The following is a 26,724-nucleotide window of genomic DNA, read 5'->3' as shown; positions in this document are numbered from 1 at the left end:
GGCGGTCGACTCGACCACACGTTTTTGTCCTCACCGAACGGCGAGCTACGCATGTCGCCGATACGACAGTCTGTCGGAGTCGCGGTCGGACAACTCGACCCGACGGGATTCGCCGAGTACGAGGAGCTCGCGAGCGCGACCGTGGGGTTCGCCGCCGCGGCGGTCGTGGTCTATCTCGTCGGTCGGCTCCTCGTCGTCCCGGGCGTGACGAGGCTCGTCAGCGCCCGGAACCGGAACAACCCGACGCTGCAGTCGGCGACGGAGACCTACGCGCACGCGTTCGTCATCGCGCTCGCAACGCTCGCGGGCGTCGTCGGCGCGGGCTACGCGTCGGTGCTGACCGACACCGCGCTCATCGTCGCGGCGCTGACGCTCGTCGTCGGCGTCGCCGGGCAGGAGGTCATCGGCGCGCTCATCAGCGGCCTCTTTCTCGTGGCCGACCCGGACTTCAACGTCGGCGACTGGATATCGTGGCCCGGTGGCGAGGGCGTCGTCGAGGCGGTCGACTTCCGGGTCACGCGCGTGCGGACGGTGAATAACGAGACTATCTCCGTGCCGAACACGGAACTCACGACGAACGCGCTCACCCGCCCGTACGGCCGAGAGCGGTACCGAATCACCGAGCGCGTCGACGTCGCGTACGCCGACGACACGGAGTTGGCGCTCCGCGAACTCGTCGAGACGGCGCGGGAGGACGACCGCGTGCTCGACGACCCGGAGCCGACCGCGCGCATCCTCGAGTTCGCCGGGAGTTCGATCGGCCTGCAGGCGGAGTTCTGGGTCGAATCGCCGATGGACGTGAGTCTCGTCGACGTCCGCTCGCAGTACCGGCGTCGAGTCAAGCGGCGGTTCGACGAGGAGGGGCTGACGCTGGGCCCGGCGTCGGGCCGGGAGGTCAGCGGCCGCCTCGACGTGGACCTCGTCGGGGAGCGCGGCGGCGAGTGACCCGGTCAGACGGGCGCGTCACCCCGCGTGCGTGTCGTTCGCACGGGTGGACGAAACGACACCATCTCCGGGCGGTTTAGTCCCTCTTCGCCGCGGAGGGGGCGTCGTTCGAATCGGAGAAACGACCTCAGATTCCTCCTTAGGGGTCGCTAATCGCTCCTGAAGCCGTCTCGTCGGATTCGAAAAGGGAGGCTTAAGTAGCTCCATCTGGAACTGTTGTTCACTATGGCGAACGGCAAATACGCCGCGCGCAAGCTCAAGCAGGACCGGCAGAAGCGCCGCTGGTCCGACTCTGAGTACGCGCGCCGTGAGCGCGGTCTCGGCAAGAAGTCCGACCCGCTCGAGGGTGCTCCGCAGGGTCGCGGCATCGTCCTCGAGAAGGTCGGTATCGAAGCGAAGCAGCCGAACTCGGCGATTCGGAAATGCGTCCGTGTTCAGCTCATCAAGAACGGAAAGCAGGTCACCGCCTTCTGTCCCGGTGACGGCGCGATTTCGTTCATCGACGAACACGACGAAGTCACCATCGCCGGTATCGGCGGCGCGAAGGGTCGCGCGATGGGTGACCTTTCGGGTGTCAACTACAAGGTCGAGAAGGTCAACGGCGTCTCGATGATCGAACTCGTCCGCGGGAACGCTGAAAAGCCGGTGCGCTAACCATGTCGGAAAGCGACGCACCCGAGCCCGAGTCCCCCGCGAGCAGCGAGGAAGCAAAGGAGAACGCGCTTCTGTTCGGCGTCTGGGACGTCTCCGAGATGGAGTACACCGACCCCAGCATGAGCCGGTACATCAAGGCGACGCCCATCGCCCACACGATGGGTCGTCACGCCTCGAAGCAGTTCCAGAAGTCCGAAATCAGCATCGTCGAGCGGCTCATCAACCGCCTGATGCAGACCGAGGACAACACGGGACACAAGCAGAAGACGAGCAAAATCGTCAAGGAAGCGTTCGAAATCGTCAACGAGCGCACCGAGGAGAACCCCGTGCAGGTGCTCATCCGCGCGGTCGAGAACGCCGGTCCCCGCGAGGAGACCGTCCGCCTCAAGTACGGCGGTATCTCGGTCCCGCAGGCCGTCGACGTCGCCCCGCAGCGCCGCGTCGACGAGGCGCTGAAGTTCATCGCGCAGGGTACGCTCAGCGGCTCCTACAAGACGACGACCACCGCCGCCGAGGCGCTCGCACAGCAGCTCATCGGCGCGGCCGACTACGACGTCCAGACGTACGCTATCTCCCAGAAAGAGGAGAAAGAGCGCGTCGCCGAAGCGGCCCGGTAATCTCTCCACTCTCTTTCGTTTTTCACTGCGCCGAGTGACGACGCTGTACGGTCGGCCCGTGGGACCACAGCGTTCGCCTGACGCCTCGCGGCCGGCGCGCGTCGCTCAGTCGGCGGCCATCCCCGGATTGACCACGTAGTGTTTCACCACGTCGACGAGCGTCCGGCGGTACTCGCTTTTCGAGGGGTCGTCGGCGAGCGTTCGGAAGTGCTCTTTGAACGTCTCGAGAGAAACCGACGGCGCGTCGTCGCCCGCGGCGTGGGCGAGGTCGTACAGCCGGTGGTCGGACTCGACGAGGTCGTGTCGCTCCACGAGCGCGAGGGCGAACGCGGCGTTCACGGCCGTGATTTCGGGGTCCGAACCCGCGGTGACGAGTCGGGAGCCGGGGCGGCCGGACGCCTGCGGTCGGTCGGCGAGCGCCGCCGCCAGTTGCGACTCGAGGAACTGGACGAGCTTGTCCGCGGGCGCGACAGACAGCGTCAGGTCGTCGGCGTAGATGTCCTTGCAGTGGTTGGCGATTTGATAGCAGTGCGCGAGCTTTCGGCGCTCGACGGTGCGCCCCGCGAGCGCGAGAAAGACCGCCTCGCGCGTGGACTGGTAGTGCGAGACGTGCCCCTCTTCGTTTCGGGCCATGTGTGAGAGTTCGTGGAGCGCGAGCTCGCGGGCCATCGCGCTGGTGGCGGCCTGTCGGGAGATGTTGAGGACGTGGCGGTCCTGATAGTGGCCGGCCCACGTGCGGGAGTCGGGATCATCGCGAACGCGCACGTACACGGGGTACGAAAGCTCGAACTCGGTTTCGAACAGGTCGGCGGCGCTCAAGAACGGGTCTGCCGGTGCGCCCCCGACGACTCGGAGGTCCATTCGACTTGAGAAATGTTATCAATCAACATGACTCTTACGCCGACCCCGGCACCGAGATTCGCGTCCGGCGGACAGTCTCGCCTATCGTGACAAAAATGCTCATACCCCGGCGGTAGGACGGCTGAAAATGGGAAATCCGCTCGGCAAAAACACTACTCTTTTGACCCTCCTGCCGGTAGACCCCTGTATAATGGGCCGACGAAAGAAGATCGTCCAGGAATGTGAGAAACTGATGGACAAGCCGGAGCAGATCCGGAACATCGCCATCGCCGCTCACGTCGACCACGGTAAGACGACCCTCTCCGACAACCTCCTCGCGGGTGCGGGCATGATCTCTGACGAGACTGCCGGCCAGCAGCTCGCGATGGACACGAAGGAAGACGAACAGGAACGCGGCATCACCATCGACGCCGCAAACGTCTCGATGACCCACGAATGGGAAGACAAGAACCACCTCATCAACCTCATCGACACGCCGGGCCACGTCGACTTCGGTGGCGACGTGACGCGCGCGATGCGCGCCGTCGACGGTGCGCTCGTCGTCGTCGACGCCGTCGAGGGTGCCATGCCGCAGACCGAGACGGTCCTGCGTCAGGCGCTCCGCGAGGGCGTCAAGCCGGCGCTTTTCATCAACAAGGTCGACCGCCTCATCAACGAGCTGCAGGAAGGTCCCGAGGAGATGCAGAAGCGTCTCGTCGACGTCATCTCCGACGTCAACGAACTCATCCGCGGGATGACCGAGGAGAAGGACTACGACTGGACGGTCTCCGTCGAAGACGGAACCGTCGCCTTCGGGTCCGCCCTCTACAAGTGGGGCGTCTCCATGCCGTCGATGGAGGAGACCGGTATCTCCTTCGGCGACATCATGGAACTCGAGCGCGGTGGCGACCGCCAGGAACTCCACGAGCGCACGCCGCTTTCGGACGTCGTCCTCGACATGGTTGCGGAGCACTTCCCCAACCCGCTCGACGCCCAGCCCCGTCGTATCCCGACGGTCTGGCGCGGTGACTCCGAGTCCGACCTCGCGCGCCAGATGCGCGAAGTCGACGACGACGGCGAAGTCGTCTTCATGGCGACCGACATCTCGATGGACCCCCACGCGGGCGAAATCGCGACGGGTCGCCTGTTCTCCGGCACCATCCGCAAGGGGCAGGAGCTCTACGTCTCCGGGACCGCGGGCAAGAACCGCGTCCAGTCCGTCGGTGTCTTCATGGGCGGCGAGCGCGAGGAACTCGACCGCGGCGTCCCCGCGGGGAACATCGCGGCCGTCACGGGTCTCCGTGACGCCATCGCCGGTTCCACCGTCTCCTCCGTCGAGATGACGCCGTTCGAGTCCATCGAGCACATCTCCGAGCCCGTCATCACGAAGTCCGTCGAGGCAGAGCGCATGGACGACCTGCCGAAGCTCATCCAGACGCTCCAGCAGGTCGCGAAGGAAGACCCGACCATCCGCATCGAGATTAACGAGGACACGGGCGAGCACCTCATCTCCGGTCAGGGCGAGCTCCACCTCGAAGTCATCACCCAGCGTATCCGCGACAACCAGGGCATCCCGGTCCGCACCGGTGAGCCGATTGTCGTCTACCGCGAGCAGGTCCAGGGCAAGTCCCACGAGGTCGAGGGCGTCTCCCCGAACCGCCACAACAAGTTCTACATCACGGCGGAACCCCTCTCGCAGGACATCGTCGACTCCATCAAGCTCGGCGAAATCTCGATGGACATGCCCGAACTGGAGCGCCGCGAGGCCCTCCAGGAAGCCGGCATGGACAAGGACACGTCCCAGAACGTCGAACACATCCACGGGACGAACATCCTCATCGACGACACGAAGGGTATCCAGCACCTCAACGAGACGATGGAACTCGTCATCGAGGGTCTCGAAGAGGCGCTCGACGACGGTCCGCTCGCCGCGGAGCCCGTTCAGGGGACGCTCCTGCGCCTCCACGACGCGCGACTCCACGAGGACACCATCCACCGCGGTCCCGCCCAGGTCATCCCTGCGACGCGTGACGCGGTCCACCGCTCGCTCATCGCGGGTCAGGTGAAGCTCCTCGAACCCATCCAGAACGTCCGCATCGACGTTGCCTCCGAATACATGGGCTCGGCCTCCGGCGAGATTCAGGGTCGCCGCGGCCGCGTCGACGACATGTACCAGGAAGGTGACCTCATGGTCATCGAGGGCATCGCGCCCGTCGAAGAGATGATCGGCTTCTCGTCGGACATCCGTTCGGCCACGGAAGGTCGCGCCTCCTGGAACACGGAGAACGCCGGCTTCCGCGTGCTCTCGGACAACCTCCAGCGCGAGAAGATCATGGAGATCCGCGAGCGCAAGGGCATGAAGCTCGAGCTCTCGCAGGCTATCGACTACATCTAAGCGCGAACCTTCGCGCCTTCTTTCGTTTTTTCACCCGGGCAGCGATGGCCCCGGTCCGTCGGCCCGCCACCGTGCCGCGTCCGACGGCCTTCCCGCGTCGTCTCCCGGTGGCCGAGACCGTCTTCGAGCGCTCTGTCGCGGTCGACCTCTCCGTGACACATGCCAGCACGCTGTCGACGTCGGCAAACCGTGTCGGCTGCGAAGGCTTATACCACGTGGCCGAATCACGGATACGTATGCGTAAGGGTACGTCTCTCGACTCCTGGCGCGACGACGCGAAACCACGACCGAACCGCGCGTCGCGGACAACAGCGTCGGGACGGCCCACGGGGGTGGGGCGATGAGCGCACAGGACCTCGACGGCGGGAGCGACGCCGAGACCGACGGGAGCGGCGAGATGCCGAAACCGCACACGATTCGGCTCGAACTCGTCGACGAGCCCGGACAGCTTTTAGCCGCGCTCAAGCCCATCTCCGACAACGGCGGTAACCTGCTTTCCATCTTCCACGAACGCGGGAGTCTGACTCCCCGGGGGCACATCCCCGTGGAGGTCGACCTCGAATGCCCGCCCGACCGCTTCGAGCGAATCGTCGAGGCGCTCCGCGAGGCCGGCGTCAACGTCATCCGCGCCGGCGCGGAGCACTTCGGTGAGGAGGTAATGGTCATCCTCGTCGGCGACATCGTCGATTCCGACCTCTCGGACACGCTCCACCGCATCGAGTCCTCGGCGGACGCGACCCTGCAGGACCTGTCGCTGTCCGCCCGCGAGGGGACCGACGAGGCGTCGAGCGCCCGACTCCGACTCGCGGTCCGCTCCGGCCGCGTCGACGAGACGCTGTCGGTCGTTCGCGACCTCGCCGCCGAGAAGGGACTGCACGTCGTCGAACCGCTCGCGGAGGGGTCCCAATGAGCCTCAGACTCGCCGTGCTCGGCGCGGGCGCGGTCGGCGGCTCGGTTCTCGATCTCGCGGGCGACTACGGTCACGACGTCGTCGCGTTCGCGGACTCGTCTTCCTCCGCGGTCGACCCCGCCGGACTCGACCCGAGCGCGGTCCACGACCGAAAGGAACGCGACGGCGTGGTCGGCGAGGCGGCCCCCGAGGCGGTGTTCGACGCCGACTACGACGTGTTGGTGGAGGCGACGCCGACGACGCTCGGCGACGCCGAGCCCGGCTTTTCGCACGTCGAGCGGGCGCTGGCGGACGACCGCCACGTCGTGCTCGCGAACAAGGGTCCGGTCGCGGAACGCTACGCCGACCTGCGCGCGCTCGAAGCCGAAAGCGAGGGGACCGTCCAGTTCGAGGCCGCCGTCGGCGGCGCGATTCCCGTCCTCTCGACCATCTCGGACCTCGGTGCGCCCCACGTGACCGCCGCTCGCGGCGTGCTGAACGGGACGGCGAACTTCATCCTCTCGCGGATGGCCGCCGAGGGGCTCGACTACGAGCACGTGCTCGCGGAGGCCCAGGACCTCGGCGTCGCCGAGGCGGACCCGACGTTCGACGTCGACGGCATCGACGCCGCGCTGAAGTTCGTCATCCTCGCGAACGTCCTCTCCGACGGCGAGACCGAGTACGCGCTCGACGACGCCGAGGTCGAGGGCATCCGCAACGTGCCGGGAACGGCGCTCGACCTCGCCGCCGAGGACGGTCGGACGGTCCGCCTCATCGGCGAGGCGACGGCCGACGGGGTCCGCGTCGCTCCGCGGCTGATTCCACAGGGCTCCGCGCTGTCGGTCACGGGCACGCAGAACATCGTCCAGTTGGAGACCAAACACGCGGGTCAACTGAATATCAGCGGCCGCGGGGCGGGCGGTCCGGAGACGGCGACCGCCGTCCTGTCCGACGTTTCACGCCTCGAATAGCGGCACAGGCGGCCCGTACCCCTGTTTCTTTCGACTGTCGGTATCCACCGGACACGCCGTTTCCGGGACCATGGTATGGTTCCGCAAATCGCAGTACGGCGGTTAGACGGCCCGTAGCGCGTATCGAAATCGTTTTAGGGGTTTCAGCAAAAACATTCCCCACAGAGCGCCTTAGCGCGTGAACACACCAATGAGCGACAAACCCCACCAGAATCTGGCCATCATCGGCCACGTCGACCACGGTAAGAGTACGCTCGTCGGCCGACTCCTGTTCGAGACCGGCTCCGTCCCGGAGCACGTCATCGAGCAGCACCGAGAGGAAGCCGAGGAGAAGGGCAAGGGCGGATTCGAATTCGCCTACGTCATGGACAACCTCGCCGAAGAGCGCGAGCGCGGTGTCACCATCGACATCGCCCACCAGGAGTTCGACACGGACGAGTTCTACTTCACCATCGTCGACTGTCCTGGCCACCGCGACTTCGTCAAGAACATGATCACCGGTGCCTCGCAGGCTGACAACGCGGTCCTCGTCGTCGCCGCCGACGACGGTGTCGCGCCTCAGACCCGCGAGCACGTCTTCCTCGCCCGCACCCTGGGCATCGGCGAACTCATCATCGCGGTCAACAAGATGGACGTCGTCGACTACAGCGAAGACAAGTACAAGGACGTCAAGGAGCAGGTCAACAAGCTCCTCAAGCAGGTCCGCTTCAACTCCGACGACGCGACCTACGTCCCGATTTCGGCCTTCGAAGGCGACAACATCGCCGAGCGCTCCGACAACACGCCGTGGTACGACGGCGACATCCTGCTCGAAGCGCTCAACAACCTGCCGGCACCGCAGCCGCCGACGGACGCGCCGCTGCGCCTGCCCATCCAGGACGTCTACACCATCTCCGGCATCGGTACGGTCCCGGTCGGCCGTATCGAGACGGGTACCCTCAACCCCGGCGACAACGTGAGCTTCCAGCCCTCTGACGTCGGCGGCGAGGTCAAGACCGTCGAGATGCACCACGAGGAAGTCGACCAGGCCGGACCTGGCGACAACGTTGGTTTCAACGTTCGTGGCGTCGGCAAGGACGACATCCGCCGCGGCGACGTCTGTGGCCCGGCTGACGACCCGCCGAAGGTCGCCGAGACGTTCAAGGCGCAGGTCGTCGTCATGCAGCACCCCTCGGTCATCACCGCTGGCTACACGCCGGTCTTCCACGCCCACACGGCGCAGGTCGCGTGTACCATCGAGTCGATCGACCAGAAGCTCGACCCCGCGTCGGGCGAGGTTGCTGAGGAGAACCCGGACTTCATCAAGTCCGGCGACGCCGCCATCGTGACCGTCCGTCCGCAGAAGCCGCTCAGCATCGAGCCGTCCTCCGAGATTCCGGAGCTCGGCAGCTTCGCTGTCCGTGACATGGGTCAGACCATCGCGGCCGGCAAAGTGCTCGAAGTCAACGAGCGATAACGATGCAACAGGCACGCGTTCGGCTCGCCGGCACGAGTCCGGAAGACCTCGACGATATCTGCGACGACGTCCGCGAGATCGCGAACAAGACGGGCGTCAACCTCAGCGGGCCGATCCCGCTGCCCACGAAGACGCTCGAAGTCCCCGCCCGCAAATCGCCTGACGGCGAGGGGACGGCGACGTGGGAGCACTGGGAGATGCGCGTCCACAAGCGTCTCATCGACCTCGACGCTGACGAACGCGCTCTGCGCCAGCTGATGCGCGTTCAGGTTCCGAACGACGTCAGCATCGAGATCGTCCTCGAAGACTAACGACGGCGCTGTCCGGACTCCCGGATCGCCCGTTCGTGACGGCCCGCCCGTCACACTCGCGGTTGTCGAGGCGCGCGTCCGGAGGACTCTGCCTCCGAGCTGACTTTCAGCGCTAAGGCGCGTGTCATCTCACTTCCGTTCGACACGCGAGCAGACGTCCGTAGAATCACCCGACGGAACGGGATGCTATCGCATGCCCGACCGCGGACAAAACATAGGGTATAAGTGTATCCCACGACTCCGTGGGAATGAGGGCTCGTAGATCAGTGGCAGATCGCTTCCTTCGCAAGGAAGAGGCCCGGGGTTCAAATCCCCGCGAGTCCACTACTTTCTCTCGACACCACGCCTTCGAGCAGTGGCTCCGTCAGGAGCCCTGCGAGTCACGTCGGTGTCGAGTGTAATCGTGCCTGTTCGAGCGGGGATTTGAGCAGCGAGCAACGCGGAGCGTTGCGAGTGAGTTCAATATCCCCGCGAGTCCATTTCCTTCCGTCACTTCGTTCCGTCAGTCAATAGACTCGCTTGCCCCCACTCGCTTCGTTCGTGGGGACCCCGCGAGTCCGCTCCCATTTTCGCGACGCCACCCAACGTGACTCGGTCGTCGAGCTTGGCTCGCTGACACGCCTTCACTTCCGCCGAACCCGACACTTTCACTCCGCTCATGGCGGACTCTCTTACCGTCTCGCTCCGAGGGCGTCGGTATGGAAACACGACGAGGCGAACCCCCGTCGGACCCGACGGCCCTCTTTCGAGCCATCGTCTCGAAGCTCCGCGAGACGCGCCGGGGAGTCCACCAACACCGCATGGCGCAGGCGCTCCTCCAGAAGGACGCCAACGGCTCGCGGCTGGTCGGACTCGACGAGGACACCGAGCGGGCGGTCTTTTTCAATCCCGCGTCGCGGACGCTCGAACTGATACCGTTCGACCGGGAGGGGACTCACGAGGAGCGCGCGACGGTGCTGTCGCGTCGGCTGAGCGACCCGTCGTCGTGGGTCGAAGCCAACGCCGCGGGGCTGTCGTGGGTTCACCCGCACTTCCGGTGGGCCTGCGGGTTGGACGACGCCGGGCACTCGTGAGTCGTCAGACCGTAACCGGTGTCCGACCGTGAAGAATTATACGCACGCCGCGCGCACAACACGTCCATGAACGACGAGGAACTCGACGAACTCCGGTCGTCGCTCACGCCCTACGAGTCGAGCGGCGGCGTCACCACCTACCAGAACACCGTCTCCATCGCCTGTCCGGCCTGTGAGAAACCGTTCGACGACTTGGTCGTCTGCGAAAACGACTACAACAGTCTCGAACTGAGCATGATGCTCGACCTCTGTGTGACCCAGCACGACGGCGACGTGCTGCTGTTCACGCACAAACAAGAGGAGTAAGGGCCGCGGCGGTGAGCGCCTTTCGGTCGCTTCGGTACGTCGCTGACTGAGCCCGTGGTCTCGCGTTCGTCTCGCCGGCCGCGGGCGACGAGGACGACCGTCCGGTTATGCCCGGTTATTCGCGCGGCGGGAGGCCGTTTTCGTCGATGACCTCGCCGTCGTCGTCGACGGTGACGATGCCGCGGTTGTTGACCGCGTAGGGGTCCAAGCCGACTTCTTGGAGGAACTGCTTGTAGAGCCGCTCGGCCGTCTCGGCGTCCTTCTGACGGTCGGAGGCGCGGTCGCAGAGCTCGACGAGGTCTTCGGGCACGTCGTTCTCGTGGACGATCCAGTGGTTGATGAGGTCCGACAGCCGCCGGATGGGCGAGGTGAAGTGGCCGTAGATGTCGAAGTTGAGCGCGTAGTGGCCGCCGAAGGGGTCGTTCATGTACTTCGCGCGGGGCATGACCTTCAGCACGGCGCGCTGAATCTTGTTGAGCGTGCGGGAGTTCGCGCTCTCCAAGGCGTCGTTGACGGCCTTCCGGGGCTCGTCCCACGACGTGGACTGGATGCTCACGCCGTCGAGTTCGGTGATTTCGCGGAGCGCCTTGTCCCACTGGTCGGGAGTGGGTTGCGGGTGGACGCGGTACATCGCCTCGACGCCGCGGTTCCACATGAGTTCGTGCGTGACGGCCTTGTTCGCCTTCAGCATGCACTCCTCGATGATGGTGTGGGCGCGGTCGCGGCTCGGGTTGAGAACGAGCGAGCCGTCTTCCTTGCGCTGTTCGTGGAGTTGGTCCGCGAGGTCGAAGACCAGCGCGTTCTCGTCGTGGAGGGGGAGGTCGGGGTCTTCCAGCCGGTTTTCACACTGCGTGTAGGTGAGCCGTTCGTTGGAGTGGATAACGGACTTGTAGATGTCGATAGACTCGAACGAGAGCGTGTCCTTCTTGATCTCCATCTCGACGGTGTGGGCGAGGCGGTCCTCCTCGGGGACGAGAGAACAGACCGTCTCGGCCAGCGCCGGCGGGAGCATGTGGATGGTGTAGGCGGGGAGGTAGACGGTGTTCCCGCGCTTGACGGCCTCGGCCCACATCTCCGAACCGGGGTGGACGTAGTGGGTCACGTCGGCGATGTGGACCCACAGCGTGTACGTCTCCTCGTTCTCGCGGATGCTCAGGGCGTCGTCGAAGTCCTGGGCGTCGACGGGGTCTGTCGTCCACGTCGTGAGGTCTCGGAGGTCCTTGCGGTGTTCGAGCTCGTCTTCGATTTCCTCGTGGACGCCGTCGGTGCGCGCACGCGCCTCCGAGAGGACTTCCGGCGGGAACTTGTCTCGAATCTCGAACTCCTCGAACAGGTCCTCGCGCTTGTTCTGGAGGTGTCGCGCGAGTTCGGCGTCTATCTCCACCGGTCCTTGCCCTTCGGCGGTCCCGGCGTACGCCTGCGCGTCGTCTGACATAGCCCCGACTAGACGGGGCAGGGAGAAATGAGTGTCGGGCACGGGCCGCGACGAGAGGGAAACGACGTCGCTCGTGAGCACGCTCGCGCGCGCCCCGGCGGCGGGCCAAGGAAAGCGACCTCAGCGACCGCGCTCGCCGGGGGATTCGTACCGCTCTTTGACCGCGTCGAAGTAGCGAAGCAGGAACTCCTCGTTGGTGATGCCGTGTTCTTCGATGTCGATGAGGAGGCCTTCGAGCTCCCCGCGGGGCTGGTGACAGAGCCCTCGATAACAGGACTTACAGAGGTGTTCGAACCGCTTGCCGTGCCGTTCCCAGCGGTTCCCCTCTTTGTCGTACTCGCGCGCCGCCGACCGGAGGACCGCGTCACCGCATGCGATGCACACGACACGTTTCCGGTCCCGGTTCGTCCGGGAGCGCCACATATCGTTGGAGTGGACCCAATCGTACTTAGCAGTTTATCCTGTCACAGTCTGACGCGCGTCAGACGCCGACGTGGTTCGGGTTGCTTCGGATTGCTTCGGGTTGGTTTTGGGTTAGCTCGGGTCGACTCGCGTTCGACCGGCCGCCGGGGTCGTCGCCGACCACTCGATGCGGAGCGGTCGATTTATCGGCCGTGAGCGTCCACGACCCGGTATGAAGGTCAAGTCTCGCCACCACCTCCGAAGCGACGAAATCGACGCCCTGTGTGATTCCATCGAATCGTCCCTCGGCGTCGCCCTCGACGGCGACGCGTTCGAGGCGGTCGAGTTCGCCGACGCCGACTACGAGGTCGTCCTCGTCGACGGCGAGCCGGCGGTCATGTACGTCGACGACCAGCCGTTTCTCACGGTCAAGGGCGCGAACCAGTTCCCGCCGACGACGAACGTCGTCACGGTCGACGCGGGCGCGGTCTCGTTCGTCTCCAGCGGGGCCGACGTGATGCGCCCCGGCATCACCGAGGCGGACGACACCATCGAGGCTGGCGACCTCGTCGTCATCGCCGAGGAGACCCACGGCAAGGTGCTCGCCGTGGGTCGCGCGCTCGAAGACGGGGCGGACCTCGTCGGCGACTCCGGCAAGGTCGTCGAGTCAATCCACCACGTCGGCGACGACCTCTTCGAGTTCTCCGTCTGAGCCGACTGTTTCTTTGCCCCGGCGCGCGCGGCTCTCGGCCACGTCGGCTACTCTTCGGCGTACTTCTCCAGCGCCGCCTCGTATCCCTCTCGCGCCATCGAAAACGTCTCCCGAAGGTCGCGAAGCGGCGTCTCCGTCGCGTCGACCCGGAGGTCGTTGTAGTACGGCTCCATCTCGCGGTCCTCGGTCGTGGTCACGACGACGGCCGCGCTCTGGACGTCGAGGTCGTCGCGCTTGTCGCCGCCCGCGGCGTGTCCCGCGCCGAGCGCGTCGATGAGTCGCTTCGCGAGCGGCTCGTCGCCGTCGACGCTTCGCTCGTAGGCGTCGGCGGCGGCTTCGACGACTTCCGCGCCCGTGAGCAGGTTGCCAGCGACGGTGTAGTCGTCGCCTTCGCGGTGGCCCGCCCAGCCGAGACAGTCGTCGCCGGTGAAGGCGAACGTCCCCTCGGAGCCGACGCCGTGGAACTGTCGCTCCGACCGGCCGTCGTCGGCGTTCAACAGCGCCTGTAGGGCGTCGTCGACGGCGAGGCCGTCTTCGAGGTAGTCCATGCCCTTCTCCCCGAGTTCGACGTTCGTCAGCGCCTGTGTCGCGACCGCGCCGTGTTCACTTGCAAACGGACAGAGGGCCCCGACGCCCGGCAGGCGGGTCGTCACGGCGACGCCGAAGCGGTGCTGGTCGTCGCCGCCGTCGTCGACGTACGACTCGCGGACGCAGATGCTGAAGGTCATCGTGTTCGTCTGCTCCCGCGCACCGCGAGGTAAAAACACCCGGCGAAACGACGCGGACGGCGCGCGCGTCGGACGTCCGCCGGCGTCGTCGCCTCCCGCGGCACCACCCTCCTGTGGCCGTACTGCCGTCGATTCGTCCCGCCTCAGCGCTCAGACATGTCTGAAGAGAGACAATCGTCTGACGTAAGAACTAACCCCGTTGTGGCCTCTCTACGTCCTATGGGTATCATGAGTAAGATTCTCGGTGGTGGTGGTTCCCGAACGACCGAGGACTACGTCGAACTCGACCTCGACGACTTCGACACCGCTCGCGGCGACGCCGGCCTCTCGGTTCACATCGCCGAAATCGGCGGCCAGCAGGACGTTATCGCCATCAAAGACGCCGTCTACGACGGCAATCTGGTCATCGCGGACATCACCCGCCACACGACCTCCGACAACACGATGGAACACATCATCGACGACCTCCGGCAGGTCGCGCGCGAGGTAGACGGCGACATCGTCCAGAAGGGCGACGACCAAATCGTCATCACGCCGACGGGCATCTCCATCTCGCGGCAGAAGCTCAACGGCTGACGCCGGCGGACGACACCGCGCACGCTCCGATTTCTCCCGAGTCGCCGACGCGAGCGATGCGGCTCGAACGGCCCGAACCGATGCCTATTCGGTCCTCTCGTTCCTAGAGTCGTCCGAATGAGCAAGGACTACATCGAGGTTCGCGGTGCCGAAGAGCACAACCTCAAGAACCTCGACGTTCGCATCCCCCGCGAGACGTTTACCGTCGTCACCGGCCTGTCGGGGTCAGGCAAGTCCTCCCTCGCGTTCGACACCGTCTACGCGGAGGGTCAGCGGCGGTACATCGAGTCGCTTTCGGCCTACGCGCGGAACTTCCTCGGCCAGATGGACAAGCCGAAAGTCGAGGCCGTCGAGGGCCTCTCGCCCGCCATCTCCATCGACCAGAAGAACGGGGCCAACAACCCCCGGTCGACCGTCGGGACCGTCACCGAACTCCACGACTACCTCCGCCTCCTGTACGCCCGCGTCGGCACCCAGTACGACCCCATCACGGGCGAGAAGGTCGGCGAGCAGTCCGCACAGGACATGGTCGACCAGATTCTCGAACTCCCCGAGGGCACCCGAGCGAAGGTCGTCGCGCCGGTCGTCCGCGACCAGAAAGGCGAGTTCAAGGACCTGTTTTCGGACCTCGTCTCCGAGGGCTACGCCCGCGTCGAGGTCGACGGCGAGGAGTTCGACCTCTCGTTCGAGACGCCCGAACTCGACAAGAACTACGACCACACCATCGACGTGGTCGTCGACCGCGTGAAGGTCGCGCCCGAGGCGCGCTCGCGCATCGCCGACTCCGTCGAGACCGCGCTCGACGAGGCCGGCGGCGTCCTCAAACTCATCGTCCCCGACCCGCCCGAGGACCTCCCCTTCGCCTCCAACACCCGTTCGACCGGGTCGCTCGCGGGCGAGGGCGACGACCGCCTCGTCGTCGAGTTCTCCGAGGAACTCGGTAACCCGAACTCGTCGTTCCGTTTTTCGGAAATCGAGACGCGGTCGTTCTCGTTCAACAGCCCCCACGGGGCCTGCCCGGAGTGCGAGGGCCTCGGCAAGGCGAAGGAGGTCGACCCCGACCTCGTCGTCACCGAGCCGTCGAAGCCGCTCAAGCACGTCTTCGAGCCGTGGAGCTACAACCGGACGTACTACCGCCGCCAGCTCGACAACGTCGCCGACCACTTCGGCGTCAGCGTGGACACCCCGTTCGAGGAGCTTTCGGACGAGGTGCAGGACGCCTTCCTGTTCGGCACCACCGAGGACGTGGTGTTCGAGTGGACGACGAAAAACGGCACGCGCCACAAGGAACACCCCTTCGAGGGCGTCGTCGGCAACCTCGAACGCCGCCACGTCGAGACCGACTCCGACCGGACGCGGGACCACATCGAGGAGTTCATGGCCGTCACGACCTGCCCCGACTGCGACGGCTCGCGGCTCAAAGAGCAATCCCGCCACGTCCGCGTCGGCGGCACGACGCTCCCCGAGGTCAACCGCATGACCATCGCGGGCGCGCTCGAACACTTCGAGGGCCTCGAAGCCGACCTCTCGGAGCGCGACCGCACCATCGCACAGGAGATTCTCAAGGAGATTCGCGCCCGCCTCGGCTTCATGACCGAGGTCGGCCTCGAATACCTCACCTTGGACCGCGAGGCCGCCACGCTCTCGGGCGGCGAGTCCCAGCGCATCCGCCTCGCCACGCAGGTCGGCTCCGGCCTCGTGGGCGTTCTCTACGTCCTCGACGAGCCGTCTATCGGCCTCCACCAGCGCGACAACGACAAACTGCTCAACACGCTCGAAGGCCTCCGCGACCTCGGTAACACGCTCATCGTCGTCGAACACGACGAGGAGACGATGCGCCGGGCCGACGAAATCATCGACATGGGGCCCGGCCCGGGCAAGCGCGGCGGCGAGGTCGTCGCGCAGGGCGATTTCGACGATATCGTCGCGGCCGACGACTCCATCACGGCCGACTACCTCTCGGGCCGCAAGGACATCGACGTGCCCGACGCGCGGCGCGAGGGCGACGGCGAACTCGTCGTCCGCGGCGCGCGCCAACACAACCTCGACGACCTCGACGTGCCGCTTCCCCTCGGGACGTTCACCGCCATCACCGGCGTCTCGGGGTCGGGTAAGTCCACCCTGATGCACGAGATTCTCTACAAGGGACTCGCCCGGCGGATGAACGACAACACCTCCGTCGACCCCGGCGAGCACGACGCCATCGAGGGCTACGACGAAATCGAGACCGTCCGGCTCATCGACCAGTCGCCCATCGGTCGCACCCCGCGGTCGAACCCGGCGACGTACACCGGCGTCTTCGACTACGTCCGCGAACTGTTCGCCGAGACGAAGCTCTCGAAACAGCGCGGCTACGAGAAGGGCCGCTTTTCCTTCAACGTCAAGGGCGGCCGCTGTGAGGCCTGCAAGGGACAGGGCAACGTCAAAATCGAGATGAACTTCCTCTCGGACGTGTACGTGCCCTGCGAGGAGTGTAACGGCGCGCGCTACAACGCCGAGACGCTCGACGTGACGTACAAGGACAAGACCATCGCCGACGTGCTCGACATGGAGGTCGACGAGGCGCTCGACTTTTTCGAGGCGAACTCGCAGATTCGCCGCCGCCTCCAACTGCTCCACGACGTGGGCCTCGGCTACATGCAGCTCGGCCAGCCGTCGACCACGCTCTCCGGCGGCGAGGCACAGCGCGTCAAACTCGCCGAGGAACTCGGCAAGAAGCAGACCGGCGACACGCTCTACCTGCTCGACGAGCCGACGACCGGTCTCCACAAGGAAGACGAGCGGAAGCTCATCGAGGTGCTCCAGCGCCTCGTCGACAACGGCAACACCGTCCTCGTGGTCGAACACGAACTCGACCTCGTGAAGAACGCCGACCACATCGTCGACCTCGGCCCCGAGGGCGGCGCGGGCGGCGGCACGGTCGTTGCCAGCGGCACCCCCGAGGAGGTCGCCGAGAACCCCGACTCCCACACGGGTCGGTACCTCCGCGACTACCTCCCCGACGTGGACGAGGAGGGGCCGCGCTCGGACCGCCGCAACCCCGCGAAAGTGGCGAACGACGACTGAACGCGCGCCGACTTTTCTTCAGCGCCGACGGTGCTCTCAGCGACGCTGATACCACCAGTAGCCGACGCCCGCGAGCGCGAGGACCACGACGAGCGCCGGGAAGAAGGGGAACGTCGTCGCCGGTTCGACCACCTCGACGGCGACCCGCTGGGTGCCCGTCGAGAGCTGTCTGCCGGCGTCGTCCTCGTAGCTCACGTCGACGCCGACGACCTGCGTCTTCGGGACGGCGTCGCCGCTCACTTCGAGGTCGAAGACGACGAGGCGCGTCTCGCCGGCGTCGAGTCGCGGGACGAACGCGACGGCGTCCTCGCTCGAAAGCGGCTCCTCGGCGACGAGCCTGACCGTCACGTCGGTCTGCGGCGTCGCCTCGGTGTTCGTCACCGCGAGGACGAGCCGGCCGGTCGAATCCACCTCGAACGTCGCGTTCCGCGGTTCGACCGCGACGGCGGGGTCGCCGGTGCTCACCGCCGCGAGCACGTCGGTCCGGTCGGCCGCGCGCAGTTCGTCGCCCGGCGGCCGGTACTCGACGACGAACGGGAGTCGACGCGTCCCCGGCGTCGTGCCCGCGGCGAGGCCGATGGCGTACTCGAACTCGGCGACCTCGCCGGGCGCGAGCGTGCCGACGGTCACGTCGAGGTCCGTCGGCGTCAGCGCCGGGTCGTCGGATTCGAGGCGGAGCACCACGTCTCGGGCCTCGCCCTCGCCGACGTTCTCGACGGTGCCGACGACGCGGCCGACACCGCCGACTCTGAGCGTGCTCTCTTCGACCGTCACGGCGAACGCCGGGCCGGCTCCGGGGTCGAGACCGGCGACCAGTGACTGGACCTTCCGGTCGCCGCCGGGGTTGCGGAACGAGACGGCCACGTCGAGCGAGTAGGGCCGGTCGAGCGCGTCGTCGGCGACGCGGGCGCGGAAGCTCACGCGCCTCGTCTCGCCGGGTTCCCACGCGCCGACGTAGGCCTCCGCGGCGGGCGCGCCGGCCCCGAACGTCACTTCGGAGTCGGCGGACGCCACGCCGACGGTCGTCGCCGAGGCGGTCGCGTCGCCGACGTTCACGAGTTCGAGCGTCAGCGTGCCGGTGTCGCCGACGGCGACCGCGGCGTCCACGTCCGCGAGTTCGAAGTCGGCCCCGCGGGTCGGGCGCACCCCGGCGACGAACGACCGCGAAGTCCGCGTTTGACCGTCCTCGTCTCGGTAGGTCACGGTCAGGTCGACCGAGTAGTTGCGGACGATGGCGTCGTCGGCGACGCGGGCGCGGAAGCTCACGCGCTCTGTCGCGCCTTCCTCCCACTCGCCGACGAACGTCTCCGCGGAGGCGACGCCGCTTCCGAACGTTATCTCCGGGTCGGTCGAGGTGACGGTCACCGTCGCGTCCGCGGCCCCGACGGGCCCGACGTTCTCGATGTCGACCGCGACGGTCCCGCTGTCACCGACCGCGAGGGCGGCGTCGACCGTCCGGACCGCGAACGCGGGTCTGCGCTCGACGACCACTTCGAGGTCCCGCTTGATGGTCCGACTCCGGTGGGTCGTCCGGACCGTCTCGCCGTCCACGTACACCGAGGCGGTGTAGTCGTAGGTGAACGTGACGGGGAGTTCGTAGGTACCGGGCCGCGCGCCCTCGGCGACGCGGAGGCGGAGCGACGCCGGCCCGGAGACGCCCTCGGGGACGGTCCCGACGGGAATCTCACCGCTGACGACGGTGATGGGGCCGTTCGACTCGCCGCGGATGGTCAGCGCGCGGGCCGTCTGGACGAGCGCCTCGTACTCCTCGGGGCCGTCGTTGGTGACCGTCCCGCTGTTGACGACGAACACCTCGACCGCGGCCTCGGTACCGGCGACGAGTCGGTTCTCCGGCGCGATAATCGAGAGGTCGGGACTTCCGGTCACTCGGCTGGCGGCCGCGGCGCTCCCGGTTGCGCCGGCGAGGGCGGACAGGACCAGTAGCGTGGCGAGGAGCGCCGCGCTCGCCCGCCGGGTACGACGAGTCATGGTGAAGGGACCGGCGGGCGAGCCCGCTTCAGTCGCGCTAGATACGCGGCATGTAAGCTTAACAACACGCTCGGCTCTCAATCGGTGGTAACGTCACGCAAGGGATACGTCCGGAGCGCGCCTACGTGTGGGTATGTCCGTCCCCGCCATCGACATCGACGGCCTCACCAAGTTCTACGGGGACGTTCGCGGGGTCGAGGAGCTCTCGATTTCCGTCTCGGAGGGCGAGCTGTTCGGCTTCCTCGGCCCCAACGGCGCGGGGAAGTCAACGACGATTCGCCTGCTTCTCGGCCTGCTCAAACCGACCGACGGCACGGCGAGCATCCTCGGGGTTCCGGTGGACGACCGCGCGGCCTTCCTCGACGTGCTCTCGCGCGTCGGCCACATCCCCGGCGACCCGCGGTTCTACGACGACGTGACCGGCCGCAAGACCCTCGACTACTTCGCCGGACTCTCCGGCGACGCCCGCCGCGACGAACTCCTCGGCCGCTTTCCGGTGCCGCTCGACCGGCCGGTCCGGGCCTACTCCCGCGGCAACCGGCAGAAACTCGCCATCGTGCAGGCGTTCATGCACGACCCGCGGGTGGTCGTGATGGACGAGCCGACCTCGGGGTTGGACCCGCTCGTCCAACAGGAGTTCTACGAGTTCCTCCGCGAGGAGCGCGCCCGCGGGGTGACGGTGTTCTTCTCGACGCACATCCTCGGGGAGGTCCGCGAGGTCTGCGACCGCGTCGCCATCATCCGAAACGGTCGGCTCGTCGCCGTCGAGGACATCGACGACCTGCTCGCCCGGAGCGGGAAGGTCGTCACGGTCCAGTCGCCCGACTCCATCGACCTCGCCGACTTCGACTTTCCGGAGACCATCGACGCCCGCATCGAGCCCGACGGCTCCCTCCGACTCGTCACCTCGGGCAACTACGACGCGCTCGTGGACGCCCTCGACGGCTACCGAATCGACGACCTCGAAGTCCGCGAGACGGCCATCGAGGACGTGTTCATGCACTTCTACGACGAGGGTGACGGCGGAGAAGACGGCGTTGACGTCGGCGACAGCGCCGCCACCGACGACGGGGGCGACGCCGAGGACCCGTCGCCCGCCAACGCCGAGGAGTCCGCGAATGCGTGAACTCGACATCGCGTCCTTCGAATTCGCCCGGCGACGGCGCGGGCTCGTCATCGTCTGCGTGCTCCTCGTAGCGACCGCGGGGCTCACCATCGCCGTCTTCCCGTCGTTCGGCGAGTCCGACATCGACTTCGCCGAACTGCTGGAGTCGTACCCCGAGGAGTTTCAGGCGGCCTTCGTCGGGAGCGTCACCGACTTCTCGTCGCTCGAAGGCTACCTCGTGGTCGAACTCTACCAACTCGTCTGGCTCCTCATCGTCGGGAGTTACTTCGCCTACGCCGCGGGGTCGCTCGTCGCCGGCGAGGTCGACCGACAGTCGGTCGAACTCGTCCTCGTCCGGCCCGTCTCGCGCACCCGGTTCGTCGTCGGTAAGTTCCTCGCGATGCTCCCGGCGGTCGCCGTCGTCGACCTCGCACTCCTCGCGGCCGTCGTCGTCGGCGCGGGCCTCATCGACGAGGAGATTCACCTCACTCGCCTCCTCGCGGTCCACGCCGTCGGCGGCCTCTACCTCGTCGCCTGCGTCGCGGTCGGCCTCCTCGCGTCGGCGTTCTTCGGGCGCGTCCGCCGGGCGCAGGGTGCGGCCATCGGCGTCGTCTTCGGGACGTTCCTCCTCGACTCCCTGACCGTCGACACCGACTACGAGTTCCTCGGAGCCCTGTCGCTCACGCGCTACCTCGACCCCGGCGAACTCCTCGTCGCCGGCGACGTGGACTGGGGTGGCATCGCCGTGCTCGTCGCCGTGACGTGCGTCCTCGTCGTCCTCGCGGCCGAGGTGTTCGAGCGTCGCGACCTGTCGTAATCGTCGTTCTGCTCTCGGTCACCCGCGGCCCGCGCGACCGGCGCGAGCCACGCCCCGCGCCCGCTTTTTCACCGTCGAGCCCCTCTGTCCCCCATGCACCTCTACGCCGCCGCGAACGGCGCGGTCCTCTCGGTCTCGGGGTCGCCCGACGACTCGACCGCCCGTCGGAGACTCGCCGACCACCGCATCGAGTGCGTCGCGGCCGACCCGCGCGCGCCGGACCGGGCGTTCTGCGGGACCTTCGACGCCGGCGTCTTCCGAACGACCGACGGCGGGGCGTCGTGGCACGCGGTCGGCACCGACGCGCTCCCCGAGTCGGTGACGAGCCTCGCCGTCTCGCCGGCCGACCCGGACGTGGTCTACGCCGGTACCGAGCCCTCGGCAGTCTTCCGTTCTCCCGACGGCGGCGACACGTGGGCCGAACTCGCGTCGCTTTCGGACCTCGATTCGGCGTCGTCGTGGGCGTTTCCGCCCCGCCCGCACACCCACCACGTCCGCTGGATAGAACCGGACCCGACCGACCCCGACCGGCTGTTCGTCGCGGTCGAAGCCGGGGCGCTCGTCCGCTCGCTCGACGGCGGGGAGACGTGGCAAGACCGCGTGCCGTCGAGCAAGCGAGACACGCACTCGATGGCGACGCACCCCGACCGACCGGGTCGCGTCCGGGTCGCCGCGGGCGACGGCTACGCCGAGACCGACGACGCGGGCGAGACGTGGACGACGCCGACCGCGGGGCTGGGCCACGGCTACTGCTGGAGCGTCGTCGTCGACCCCGCGGACCCGGACTCGGTGCTTCTGACGGCCGCCTCCGGGCCGATGCGCGCCCACCGGGTCGAGTCGGCGGCGGCGTACCTCTACCGCCGGGCGGACTCGTCAGAGGACGGCGGCGAGTCGTGGGAACGCCTCGACGAGACCGGACTCCCGACCGGGCCGGGCGCGACGCGAGGGATTCTTGCCGCCGGTCTGTCCGGCGGCGAGTGCTACGCCGCGACCGACCGCGGCCTCTACCGGACGACCGACTTCGGCGACTCGTGGGACCGAATCGAGGTCCCGTGGGACGGGACACGACGGACTGCGGCGGGGCTGGCGGTCGTCGAGTAGCCGGGCGGTTTTTCCTCCGAGACGTCCCCTCGTCCGAAGCGAGAAGATTCATGGGTCGGCGCGGCAACGGCCAAGCATGTACGATTTCGCCGTCGTCGGCGTCGGTCCCGCCGGCGCGCGGTTCGCCCGCCGCGCGGCCGACGCGGGCTACGACGTGCTCGCGCTGGAGAAAGGCGAGGTCGGGACGCCCCTCGCGTGCTCCGGGCACGTCAGCACCGACATCTGGGACTACGTCCCCGACGAGGCGCGCGACCGCCTGTTTCAGAACCGCATCTACGGGGCGAACTTCCGCGTCGGCGGCCCGAACTCCAAGGCATACCCGTTCTACAAGCAAAGCGAGGTCTCGAACGTCATCGACCGCGTCGAACTCGACCGCACCCTCGCCGACTGCGCCCGCGACGCCGGCGCTGACGTGCGCGAGGGCCACACCGTCACCGCCGTCGAGGAACTCGACGACCGGGTCCGACTGACCGTGAGCGTGGCCGGTGAGGCCGGTACCGTCCGGTTCGAGGCGAAGATGGTCGCCGGGTGCGACGGCCCGACCTCGCGGGTCCGCCGAGCGCTCGACCTCCCCGAACCGTCGGAGACGCTCCACGGCGTCCTCGCGTTCGACCCTGACCCGGACGACGGCGACTTCGTCGACGTGCACCTCACGGTCCCGCGCTTTTTCGCGTGGCGCATCCCCCGCGGCGACGCCGGCGTCGAGTACGGCCTCGCGGCCCCGCCGGGCGCTGAGGTCAACGAAATGTTCGACGCGCTCACGAACACCTACGACGTGGAGACGGAGCACTTCTGTTCGGGTGCCATCCCCATCGGCCCGCCGGACCGGACGACCACTCGTCGGGCGTTCCTCGTCGGGGACGCGGCCGCCCAGACCAAACCGTTCACCGGCGGCGGCATCCTCTACGGGATGACCGCGGCCGACATCGCCGCCGCGACCATCGACCCCGACGACCCCGAGACGCTGTCGGCCTACGAGGACGCGTGGCGCGACGAACTCTCCCGGGAGATTCGGCTGGGCCACCTCGTGCGCCGGTGTTACTCTTTCCCCGAGTGGCTCCAGCGGGTCGGTCTCCGGTCGCTGTCGGGGGAAATCGGCGTCCACATGGACAAGCCGAGCTCGTTCTTCTCGCGCGAACACCTGAAGAAACTGCTCTGAAAGGGCCGGGAGCGCCGAAACGCTCCGCTCCTATTTCTCGCCCGGATACGTCGGGAGCCGCGCCGACACCGCGCTCCCCTCGACGAACGGGAGCGACTCGCGGGTCGCGCCGACGCGGTCGTCACCGACCGCGACTTCGAGGTCGTCGGCGTCGAGGCCGTAGTCCACGAGCGCGAAACCGATGGGTGATTCGAGCATCGGGCTCTCGACGGCGCGGGTGACGGTCCCGACCGGGTCGCCGTCCGCGGAGACCTCGGCGCCCGCGTCGGGGAGGTCGTCGGCGCGGAAGCCGACGAGTCGGCGCGAGGGCCGCCCGCGGTTTTCGACCTTCGAGACGACCTCTTGGCCGACGAAACAGCCCTTGTCGAAGTCGAGCGCGTTGCGGACGCCGACGACGTTCGGGAGGTTGCCGCGGAGTTCCGACTCGAAGAGCGGCGTGCCGGCCTCGGCGGTGAGGCTGTCCCACGTCTGATAGCCGACGGGGACCGAGGGGTTGCCGTAGAACAGCAGCGCGTCGAGCACGTCTTCGGCGTCCTTCGCGCGGCAGATGACGTCGTAGCCCTCCTCGCCGGTCGGGTTGTCGGAGGCGACGACCGTGACGCCGAGTTCGCCGCCGATGGAGCCGCGGACGAAGGAGAGCTCCGGTTCGGGCGCGCCCGCCCCCGAGAGGATGCTCGCCACCTTCTCGGTCGACTGCGGGCCGTGGACGCCGAAGACGCCGAACTCGTCGGACGCGTCGCGGAGTTTGACGCGCTGGAGGAACGTCTTCGAGCGCCACTCCTCGACGAGCGGTTCGGCGCGGTCCCGCGGGGTGAAAATCAGCAGTCGCTCGCCCGCGTTGTAGACGTACATCTCCGTCTCGATGCGGCCGTCGGGGTCTAAAAGCAGGGCGTAGACGCCCTCGCCGTCCTCGTCCGGGACGGTGTTAGTCACCGCGTTGTCGACGTAGTCGACCCGGTCTTCGCCCTCGACGACGACGACGCCGTAGCCGTGTTCGATGACGCCGACGCCGTTTCTGACGGCGCGGTGGGTCCGCTCGGGGCGGCCGTAGTGGCTCACGACCTCGATTCCGCCGCGCGTCTCGAACGTCGCACCGTGTGCCTCGTGGATGTCGGCGACGAGTGTCATTACCCCCCGTTTCGCCTTCGGCGCGTAAAACCCTCCCACTCCCGGACGACTCGCCCGGCTTTCGGTCGGCGGTCCGCCGGCGGCGGCCGCGGGCGGACCGGACAGTCAAAACGAGACCGTTCTCCGCGCTGGCTCGCTCAGAGCCCGAACCGCTCGCGAAGTTTCTCGAACAACGACGCGTCCTCTTCGACGGCTTCGCTCGGGTCCGGAACGACGCGCTCGTCGGCGTGGATGAGCACCCGCGTGTCGGCCTCCTCGACCACGATGAGGCCCTCGTCTTTCAGCGCCGACAGCGCCTCTTCGATGGTGTCGATGTCGGCGTCCACGGCGGCACGGAGTTCGAACACCGTCATCCCCTCGTCGTGGCGGTCGACGAGCGCGTCGAGCACCGCGACCTCGATGTCGCGGCGGTTCCGGAACTCCCGCCTCGCTCTCATAGCGGGTACATCGTTCGCCTCCTGTTTACTTGTACCGCCCGTCTGACGGACGTCCGACAGGCAGGGGGTACCTTTTTGTTTCCGAACCCCGGAATCCTCGCGTAATGGGACTTACTTGCCGTCTTCTCGGGCACTCCTACGGAGACCCCGAGACGGAACGGGAGCGAGAGGAACGCGGCGACGAGGTGGTCGTCTCGATTCGGGAGATACAGGTCTGTTCGCGGTGCGGACACGAACAGGTGATGAGCGAGAACAAGGAGGTCACGGCCATCCGAACGCCCGAGGAGGTCGGGATGACGGAGGGCGAAGTCGAGACCGCGGCCGCGGGCTTCGAACCGGCGAACCCGCAGCCCGGCGTCTCCGACAGCGAGGACGCCGCCATCGAGACGGCTCCGGACGCGGAGACGCGGGCCGAGGTCGACGACGCCAACGCCGCCGCCGACGCCGCTGCGGACGCCGACGCCGACGCCGGCGCGGACCCCGCGGCGCAACAGCCGGCCGAGGCCGCGAACGCCGCCGACGCCCAACCCGCAGACGGGCCGGACGCGGCTGACGACGCCGGGAGCGTCGACGCCCCGCCGGTGACCGACGACGGCATCATCCTCGACGACGACGAGGAGCAGTCGGCCACCCGCGACCGGACGCAGTGGCCCGACGAGGTCGACGAGGTCGAGACCGACGACCCGACGCCGCCGGCCGACGGCGACGACGCGGAGTTCATCGACGCGGACGCCGAGGCGGGCGTCGAAGCCGACGCCGAAGCGGAGCCCGAACAGACACAGACCCGCGAACGCGGCGCGTGGCCCGACGCGCCGGGCGACGACGAGGGATGGAACGCTCAGCCCGACGACGGCGAGCCCGTCTCCGTCTCGTTCGGCGGCGGACTGGCCCCGGAGGGCAACAGCTCGCCGAGCCAGCAGTCGAACGGTCAGTACGTCGAGGCGGAGGAAGACGACTTCGTCCGCGCCGACGAGTCGAACGTCGGAAACGAGGCCCCCGACGACGCCGTCGAGTACTACTGTCCGAACTGCGGTCACGCCCGCGGCGCGTCCTCGTCGTCGATGCGGGCCGGCGACATCTGCCCCGAGTGTAAAAAGGGCTACATCGCCGAGCGGGAATCCTGACCGCGGCACGCCCTCGCAGGCGTCGCAGAGTCGCGAAACAGGTAAACCATCCCCTGTCGAAAAGGCGTCCATGAAGGAGTACAAGATGCGTCGTGGGGAGACGCTCGAAGAGCGAATTCCGGACATGAAAGCGACGGTCGAAGACTACTTCGGCCCCATCACGGACACCGAGGAGTTCAAAGGAAGCGACCTCTACGTCGTCGGCGAGCCCAAGAACCCCGTGTTCACCCGCATCGTCGCCGGCGCGGTCAAGTACAGCGGCAAGAAGGACAAGCTCGCGGTCAACTTCGAGGAGGCCGACCCGGCCGACCTCGCTCCCGAAGACCTCGAAGCCGCGGGCGAGGCCGTCAGCGCGAAGAACGACTTCCTCCTCGAGGCGACGGGCCGCGACGCGAAGTCCCGCCGCGACTCGATGAAGCGCGCGGTCGAAGACGACGCGCCCGACGTCTGAGCCGTCCGACGCGGGCTGGTTTTTCTCGCGCACCCAC

General features: G+C 67.4%; 25 protein-coding genes, 1 tRNA gene and 1 pseudogene. 20 read left to right on the top strand and 7 right to left on the bottom strand.

The window, feature by feature from the left end; translation table 11 throughout:
* Positions 1-51 precede the first annotated feature (51 nt).
* The 3 genes from DEQ92_RS07090 to DEQ92_RS07080 all read left to right on the top strand — a co-directional run bounded on the left by DEQ92_RS07090 (position 52) and on the right by DEQ92_RS07080 (position 2,216).
* Positions 52-945, top strand: a complete 894-nt coding sequence (locus tag DEQ92_RS07090) for a mechanosensitive ion channel family protein (RefSeq protein WP_004973574.1) — start codon at positions 52-54, stop codon at positions 943-945.
* Positions 946-1,170: 225 nt separating this feature from the next.
* Entirely contained in the window at positions 1,171-1,599 is a 429-nt protein-coding gene (locus DEQ92_RS07085) for a 30S ribosomal protein S12 (RefSeq protein ID WP_004044570.1), read from the top strand.
* A gap of 2 nt (positions 1,600-1,601) precedes the next feature.
* Positions 1,602-2,216: a 30S ribosomal protein S7 gene (locus DEQ92_RS07080; protein WP_004973571.1), complete on the top strand. Its 615-nt coding sequence runs from the start codon at positions 1,602-1,604 to the stop codon at positions 2,214-2,216.
* Between the two features lie 105 nt (positions 2,217-2,321).
* Here DEQ92_RS07080 and DEQ92_RS07075 read toward each other — a convergent pair whose 3' ends face one another.
* A complete protein-coding gene (locus DEQ92_RS07075) occupies positions 2,322-3,077 on the bottom strand; it encodes a DUF5781 family protein (RefSeq protein WP_004973570.1) in 756 nt (251 codons plus the stop codon).
* A 190-nt stretch (positions 3,078-3,267) separates the two neighbouring features.
* Here DEQ92_RS07075 and DEQ92_RS07070 point away from each other — a divergent pair, with 190 nt between their 5' ends.
* The 8 genes from DEQ92_RS07070 to DEQ92_RS07035 all read left to right on the top strand — a co-directional run bounded on the left by DEQ92_RS07070 (position 3,268) and on the right by DEQ92_RS07035 (position 10,457).
* The gene (locus DEQ92_RS07070) at positions 3,268-5,451 is read left to right on the top strand and encodes an elongation factor EF-2 (RefSeq protein WP_004973569.1); all 2,184 of its coding nucleotides are present in this window, start codon (positions 3,268-3,270) and stop codon (positions 5,449-5,451) included.
* Positions 5,452-5,791: 340 nt separating this feature from the next.
* Positions 5,792-6,361: an amino acid-binding protein gene (locus DEQ92_RS07065; protein ID WP_004973566.1), complete on the top strand. Its 570-nt coding sequence runs from the start codon at positions 5,792-5,794 to the stop codon at positions 6,359-6,361.
* Positions 6,358-7,311 carry a homoserine dehydrogenase gene (locus tag DEQ92_RS07060; RefSeq protein WP_004973563.1) on the top strand — a complete coding sequence of 318 codons (954 nt, stop codon included), beginning with the start codon at positions 6,358-6,360 and terminating at the stop codon, positions 7,309-7,311. Before DEQ92_RS07065 ends, DEQ92_RS07060 begins: the two co-directional genes overlap by 4 nt.
* A gap of 190 nt (positions 7,312-7,501) precedes the next feature.
* Entirely contained in the window at positions 7,502-8,767 is a 1,266-nt protein-coding gene (gene tuf / locus DEQ92_RS07055; protein ID WP_004969067.1) for a translation elongation factor EF-1 subunit alpha, read from the top strand.
* A gap of 2 nt (positions 8,768-8,769) precedes the next feature.
* A complete protein-coding gene (gene rpsJ, locus DEQ92_RS07050) occupies positions 8,770-9,078 on the top strand; it encodes a 30S ribosomal protein S10 (protein WP_004044563.1) in 309 nt (102 codons plus the stop codon).
* Between the two features lie 252 nt (positions 9,079-9,330).
* Positions 9,331-9,402 (top strand) — tRNA-Ala (locus tag DEQ92_RS07045).
* 374 nt (positions 9,403-9,776) lie between these two features.
* Complete coding sequence (locus DEQ92_RS07040) at positions 9,777-10,151, top strand: hypothetical protein (protein WP_004973561.1); 375 nt, start codon at positions 9,777-9,779, stop codon at positions 10,149-10,151.
* A 66-nt stretch (positions 10,152-10,217) separates the two neighbouring features.
* On the top strand, positions 10,218-10,457 hold the full coding sequence (locus DEQ92_RS07035) for a hypothetical protein (RefSeq protein ID WP_004065334.1): 240 nt from the start codon (positions 10,218-10,220) through the stop codon (positions 10,455-10,457).
* Between the two features lie 115 nt (positions 10,458-10,572).
* Here DEQ92_RS07035 and DEQ92_RS07030 read toward each other — a convergent pair whose 3' ends face one another.
* Together DEQ92_RS07030 and DEQ92_RS07025 are read right to left on the bottom strand one after the other, a co-directional pair.
* The gene (locus DEQ92_RS07030; protein WP_115820608.1) at positions 10,573-11,892 is read right to left on the bottom strand and encodes a ribonuclease R family protein; all 1,320 of its coding nucleotides are present in this window, start codon (positions 11,890-11,892) and stop codon (positions 10,573-10,575) included.
* Between the two features lie 120 nt (positions 11,893-12,012).
* A complete protein-coding gene (locus DEQ92_RS07025; RefSeq protein ID WP_008091528.1) occupies positions 12,013-12,315 on the bottom strand; it encodes a hypothetical protein in 303 nt (100 codons plus the stop codon).
* A 211-nt stretch (positions 12,316-12,526) separates the two neighbouring features.
* Here DEQ92_RS07025 and DEQ92_RS07020 point away from each other — a divergent pair, with 211 nt between their 5' ends.
* On the top strand, positions 12,527-13,006 hold the full coding sequence (locus tag DEQ92_RS07020; RefSeq protein WP_004969073.1) for an RNA-binding protein: 480 nt from the start codon (positions 12,527-12,529) through the stop codon (positions 13,004-13,006).
* A gap of 47 nt (positions 13,007-13,053) precedes the next feature.
* On the opposite strand, the gene DEQ92_RS07015 is transcribed toward DEQ92_RS07020, so the two are convergent.
* Positions 13,054-13,734, bottom strand: coding sequence for a DUF1028 domain-containing protein (locus DEQ92_RS07015; protein WP_115820607.1), 681 nt, complete (start codon positions 13,732-13,734; stop codon positions 13,054-13,056).
* Between the two features lie 219 nt (positions 13,735-13,953).
* On the opposite strand from DEQ92_RS07015, the gene sepF reads away from it, so the two are divergent.
* Entirely contained in the window at positions 13,954-14,310 is a 357-nt protein-coding gene (sepF, locus tag DEQ92_RS07010) for a cell division protein SepF (RefSeq protein ID WP_004969075.1), read from the top strand.
* Positions 14,311-14,427: 117 nt separating this feature from the next.
* Positions 14,428-17,376 carry an excinuclease ABC subunit UvrA gene (gene uvrA / locus DEQ92_RS07005; RefSeq protein ID WP_008091532.1) on the top strand — a complete coding sequence of 983 codons (2,949 nt, stop codon included), beginning with the start codon at positions 14,428-14,430 and terminating at the stop codon, positions 17,374-17,376.
* 36 nt (positions 17,377-17,412) lie between these two features.
* On the opposite strand, the gene DEQ92_RS07000 is transcribed toward uvrA, so the two are convergent.
* A complete protein-coding gene (locus DEQ92_RS07000; protein ID WP_008091533.1) occupies positions 17,413-19,365 on the bottom strand; it encodes a COG1361 S-layer family protein in 1,953 nt (650 codons plus the stop codon).
* A gap of 133 nt (positions 19,366-19,498) precedes the next feature.
* On the opposite strand from DEQ92_RS07000, the gene DEQ92_RS06995 reads away from it, so the two are divergent.
* The 4 genes from DEQ92_RS06995 (at position 19,499) to DEQ92_RS06980 (ending at position 23,547) form a co-directional block, all read left to right on the top strand.
* The gene (locus DEQ92_RS06995) at positions 19,499-20,491 is read left to right on the top strand and encodes an ABC transporter ATP-binding protein (protein WP_115820606.1); all 993 of its coding nucleotides are present in this window, start codon (positions 19,499-19,501) and stop codon (positions 20,489-20,491) included.
* The gene (locus DEQ92_RS06990; RefSeq protein WP_008091536.1) at positions 20,484-21,287 is read left to right on the top strand and encodes an ABC transporter permease subunit; all 804 of its coding nucleotides are present in this window, start codon (positions 20,484-20,486) and stop codon (positions 21,285-21,287) included. Before DEQ92_RS06995 ends, DEQ92_RS06990 begins: the two co-directional genes overlap by 8 nt.
* 93 nt (positions 21,288-21,380) lie before the next feature.
* Entirely contained in the window at positions 21,381-22,388 is a 1,008-nt protein-coding gene (locus tag DEQ92_RS06985) for a hypothetical protein (protein ID WP_115820605.1), read from the top strand.
* 76 nt (positions 22,389-22,464) lie between these two features.
* Positions 22,465-23,547, top strand: a complete 1,083-nt coding sequence (locus DEQ92_RS06980; RefSeq protein ID WP_115820604.1) for a geranylgeranyl reductase family protein — start codon at positions 22,465-22,467, stop codon at positions 23,545-23,547.
* 30 nt (positions 23,548-23,577) lie between these two features.
* Here the strand turns inward: DEQ92_RS06980 and DEQ92_RS06975 are convergent, their stop codons facing one another.
* Together DEQ92_RS06975 and DEQ92_RS06970 are read right to left on the bottom strand one after the other, a co-directional pair.
* On the bottom strand, positions 23,578-24,675 hold the full coding sequence (locus DEQ92_RS06975; protein ID WP_008091542.1) for an aminomethyltransferase family protein: 1,098 nt from the start codon (positions 24,673-24,675) through the stop codon (positions 23,578-23,580).
* A gap of 137 nt (positions 24,676-24,812) precedes the next feature.
* A pseudogene (locus DEQ92_RS06970) lies at positions 24,813-25,196 on the bottom strand (DUF6432 family protein); the annotation flags it as partial.
* Between the two features lie 20 nt (positions 25,197-25,216).
* On the opposite strand from DEQ92_RS06970, the gene DEQ92_RS06965 reads away from it, so the two are divergent.
* Positions 25,217-26,236 (top strand): hypothetical protein, encoded by a 1,020-nt coding sequence (locus tag DEQ92_RS06965; RefSeq protein ID WP_004973534.1) that lies wholly within the window; start codon positions 25,217-25,219, stop codon positions 26,234-26,236.
* A 70-nt stretch (positions 26,237-26,306) separates the two neighbouring features.
* Positions 26,307-26,687, top strand: a complete 381-nt coding sequence (locus tag DEQ92_RS06960; RefSeq protein WP_004973531.1) for a DUF5611 family protein — start codon at positions 26,307-26,309, stop codon at positions 26,685-26,687.
* Positions 26,688-26,724 lie beyond the last annotated feature (37 nt).

The sequence above is a fragment of the Haloferax sp. Atlit-6N genome (genome assembly GCF_003383195.1).
Taxonomy (GTDB): Archaea; Halobacteriota; Halobacteria; order Halobacteriales; family Haloferacaceae; genus Haloferax; species Haloferax gibbonsii.
The sequence above is the reverse complement of the archived record's forward strand: the minus strand, read 5'-3'. Positions and strand labels throughout refer to the sequence as shown.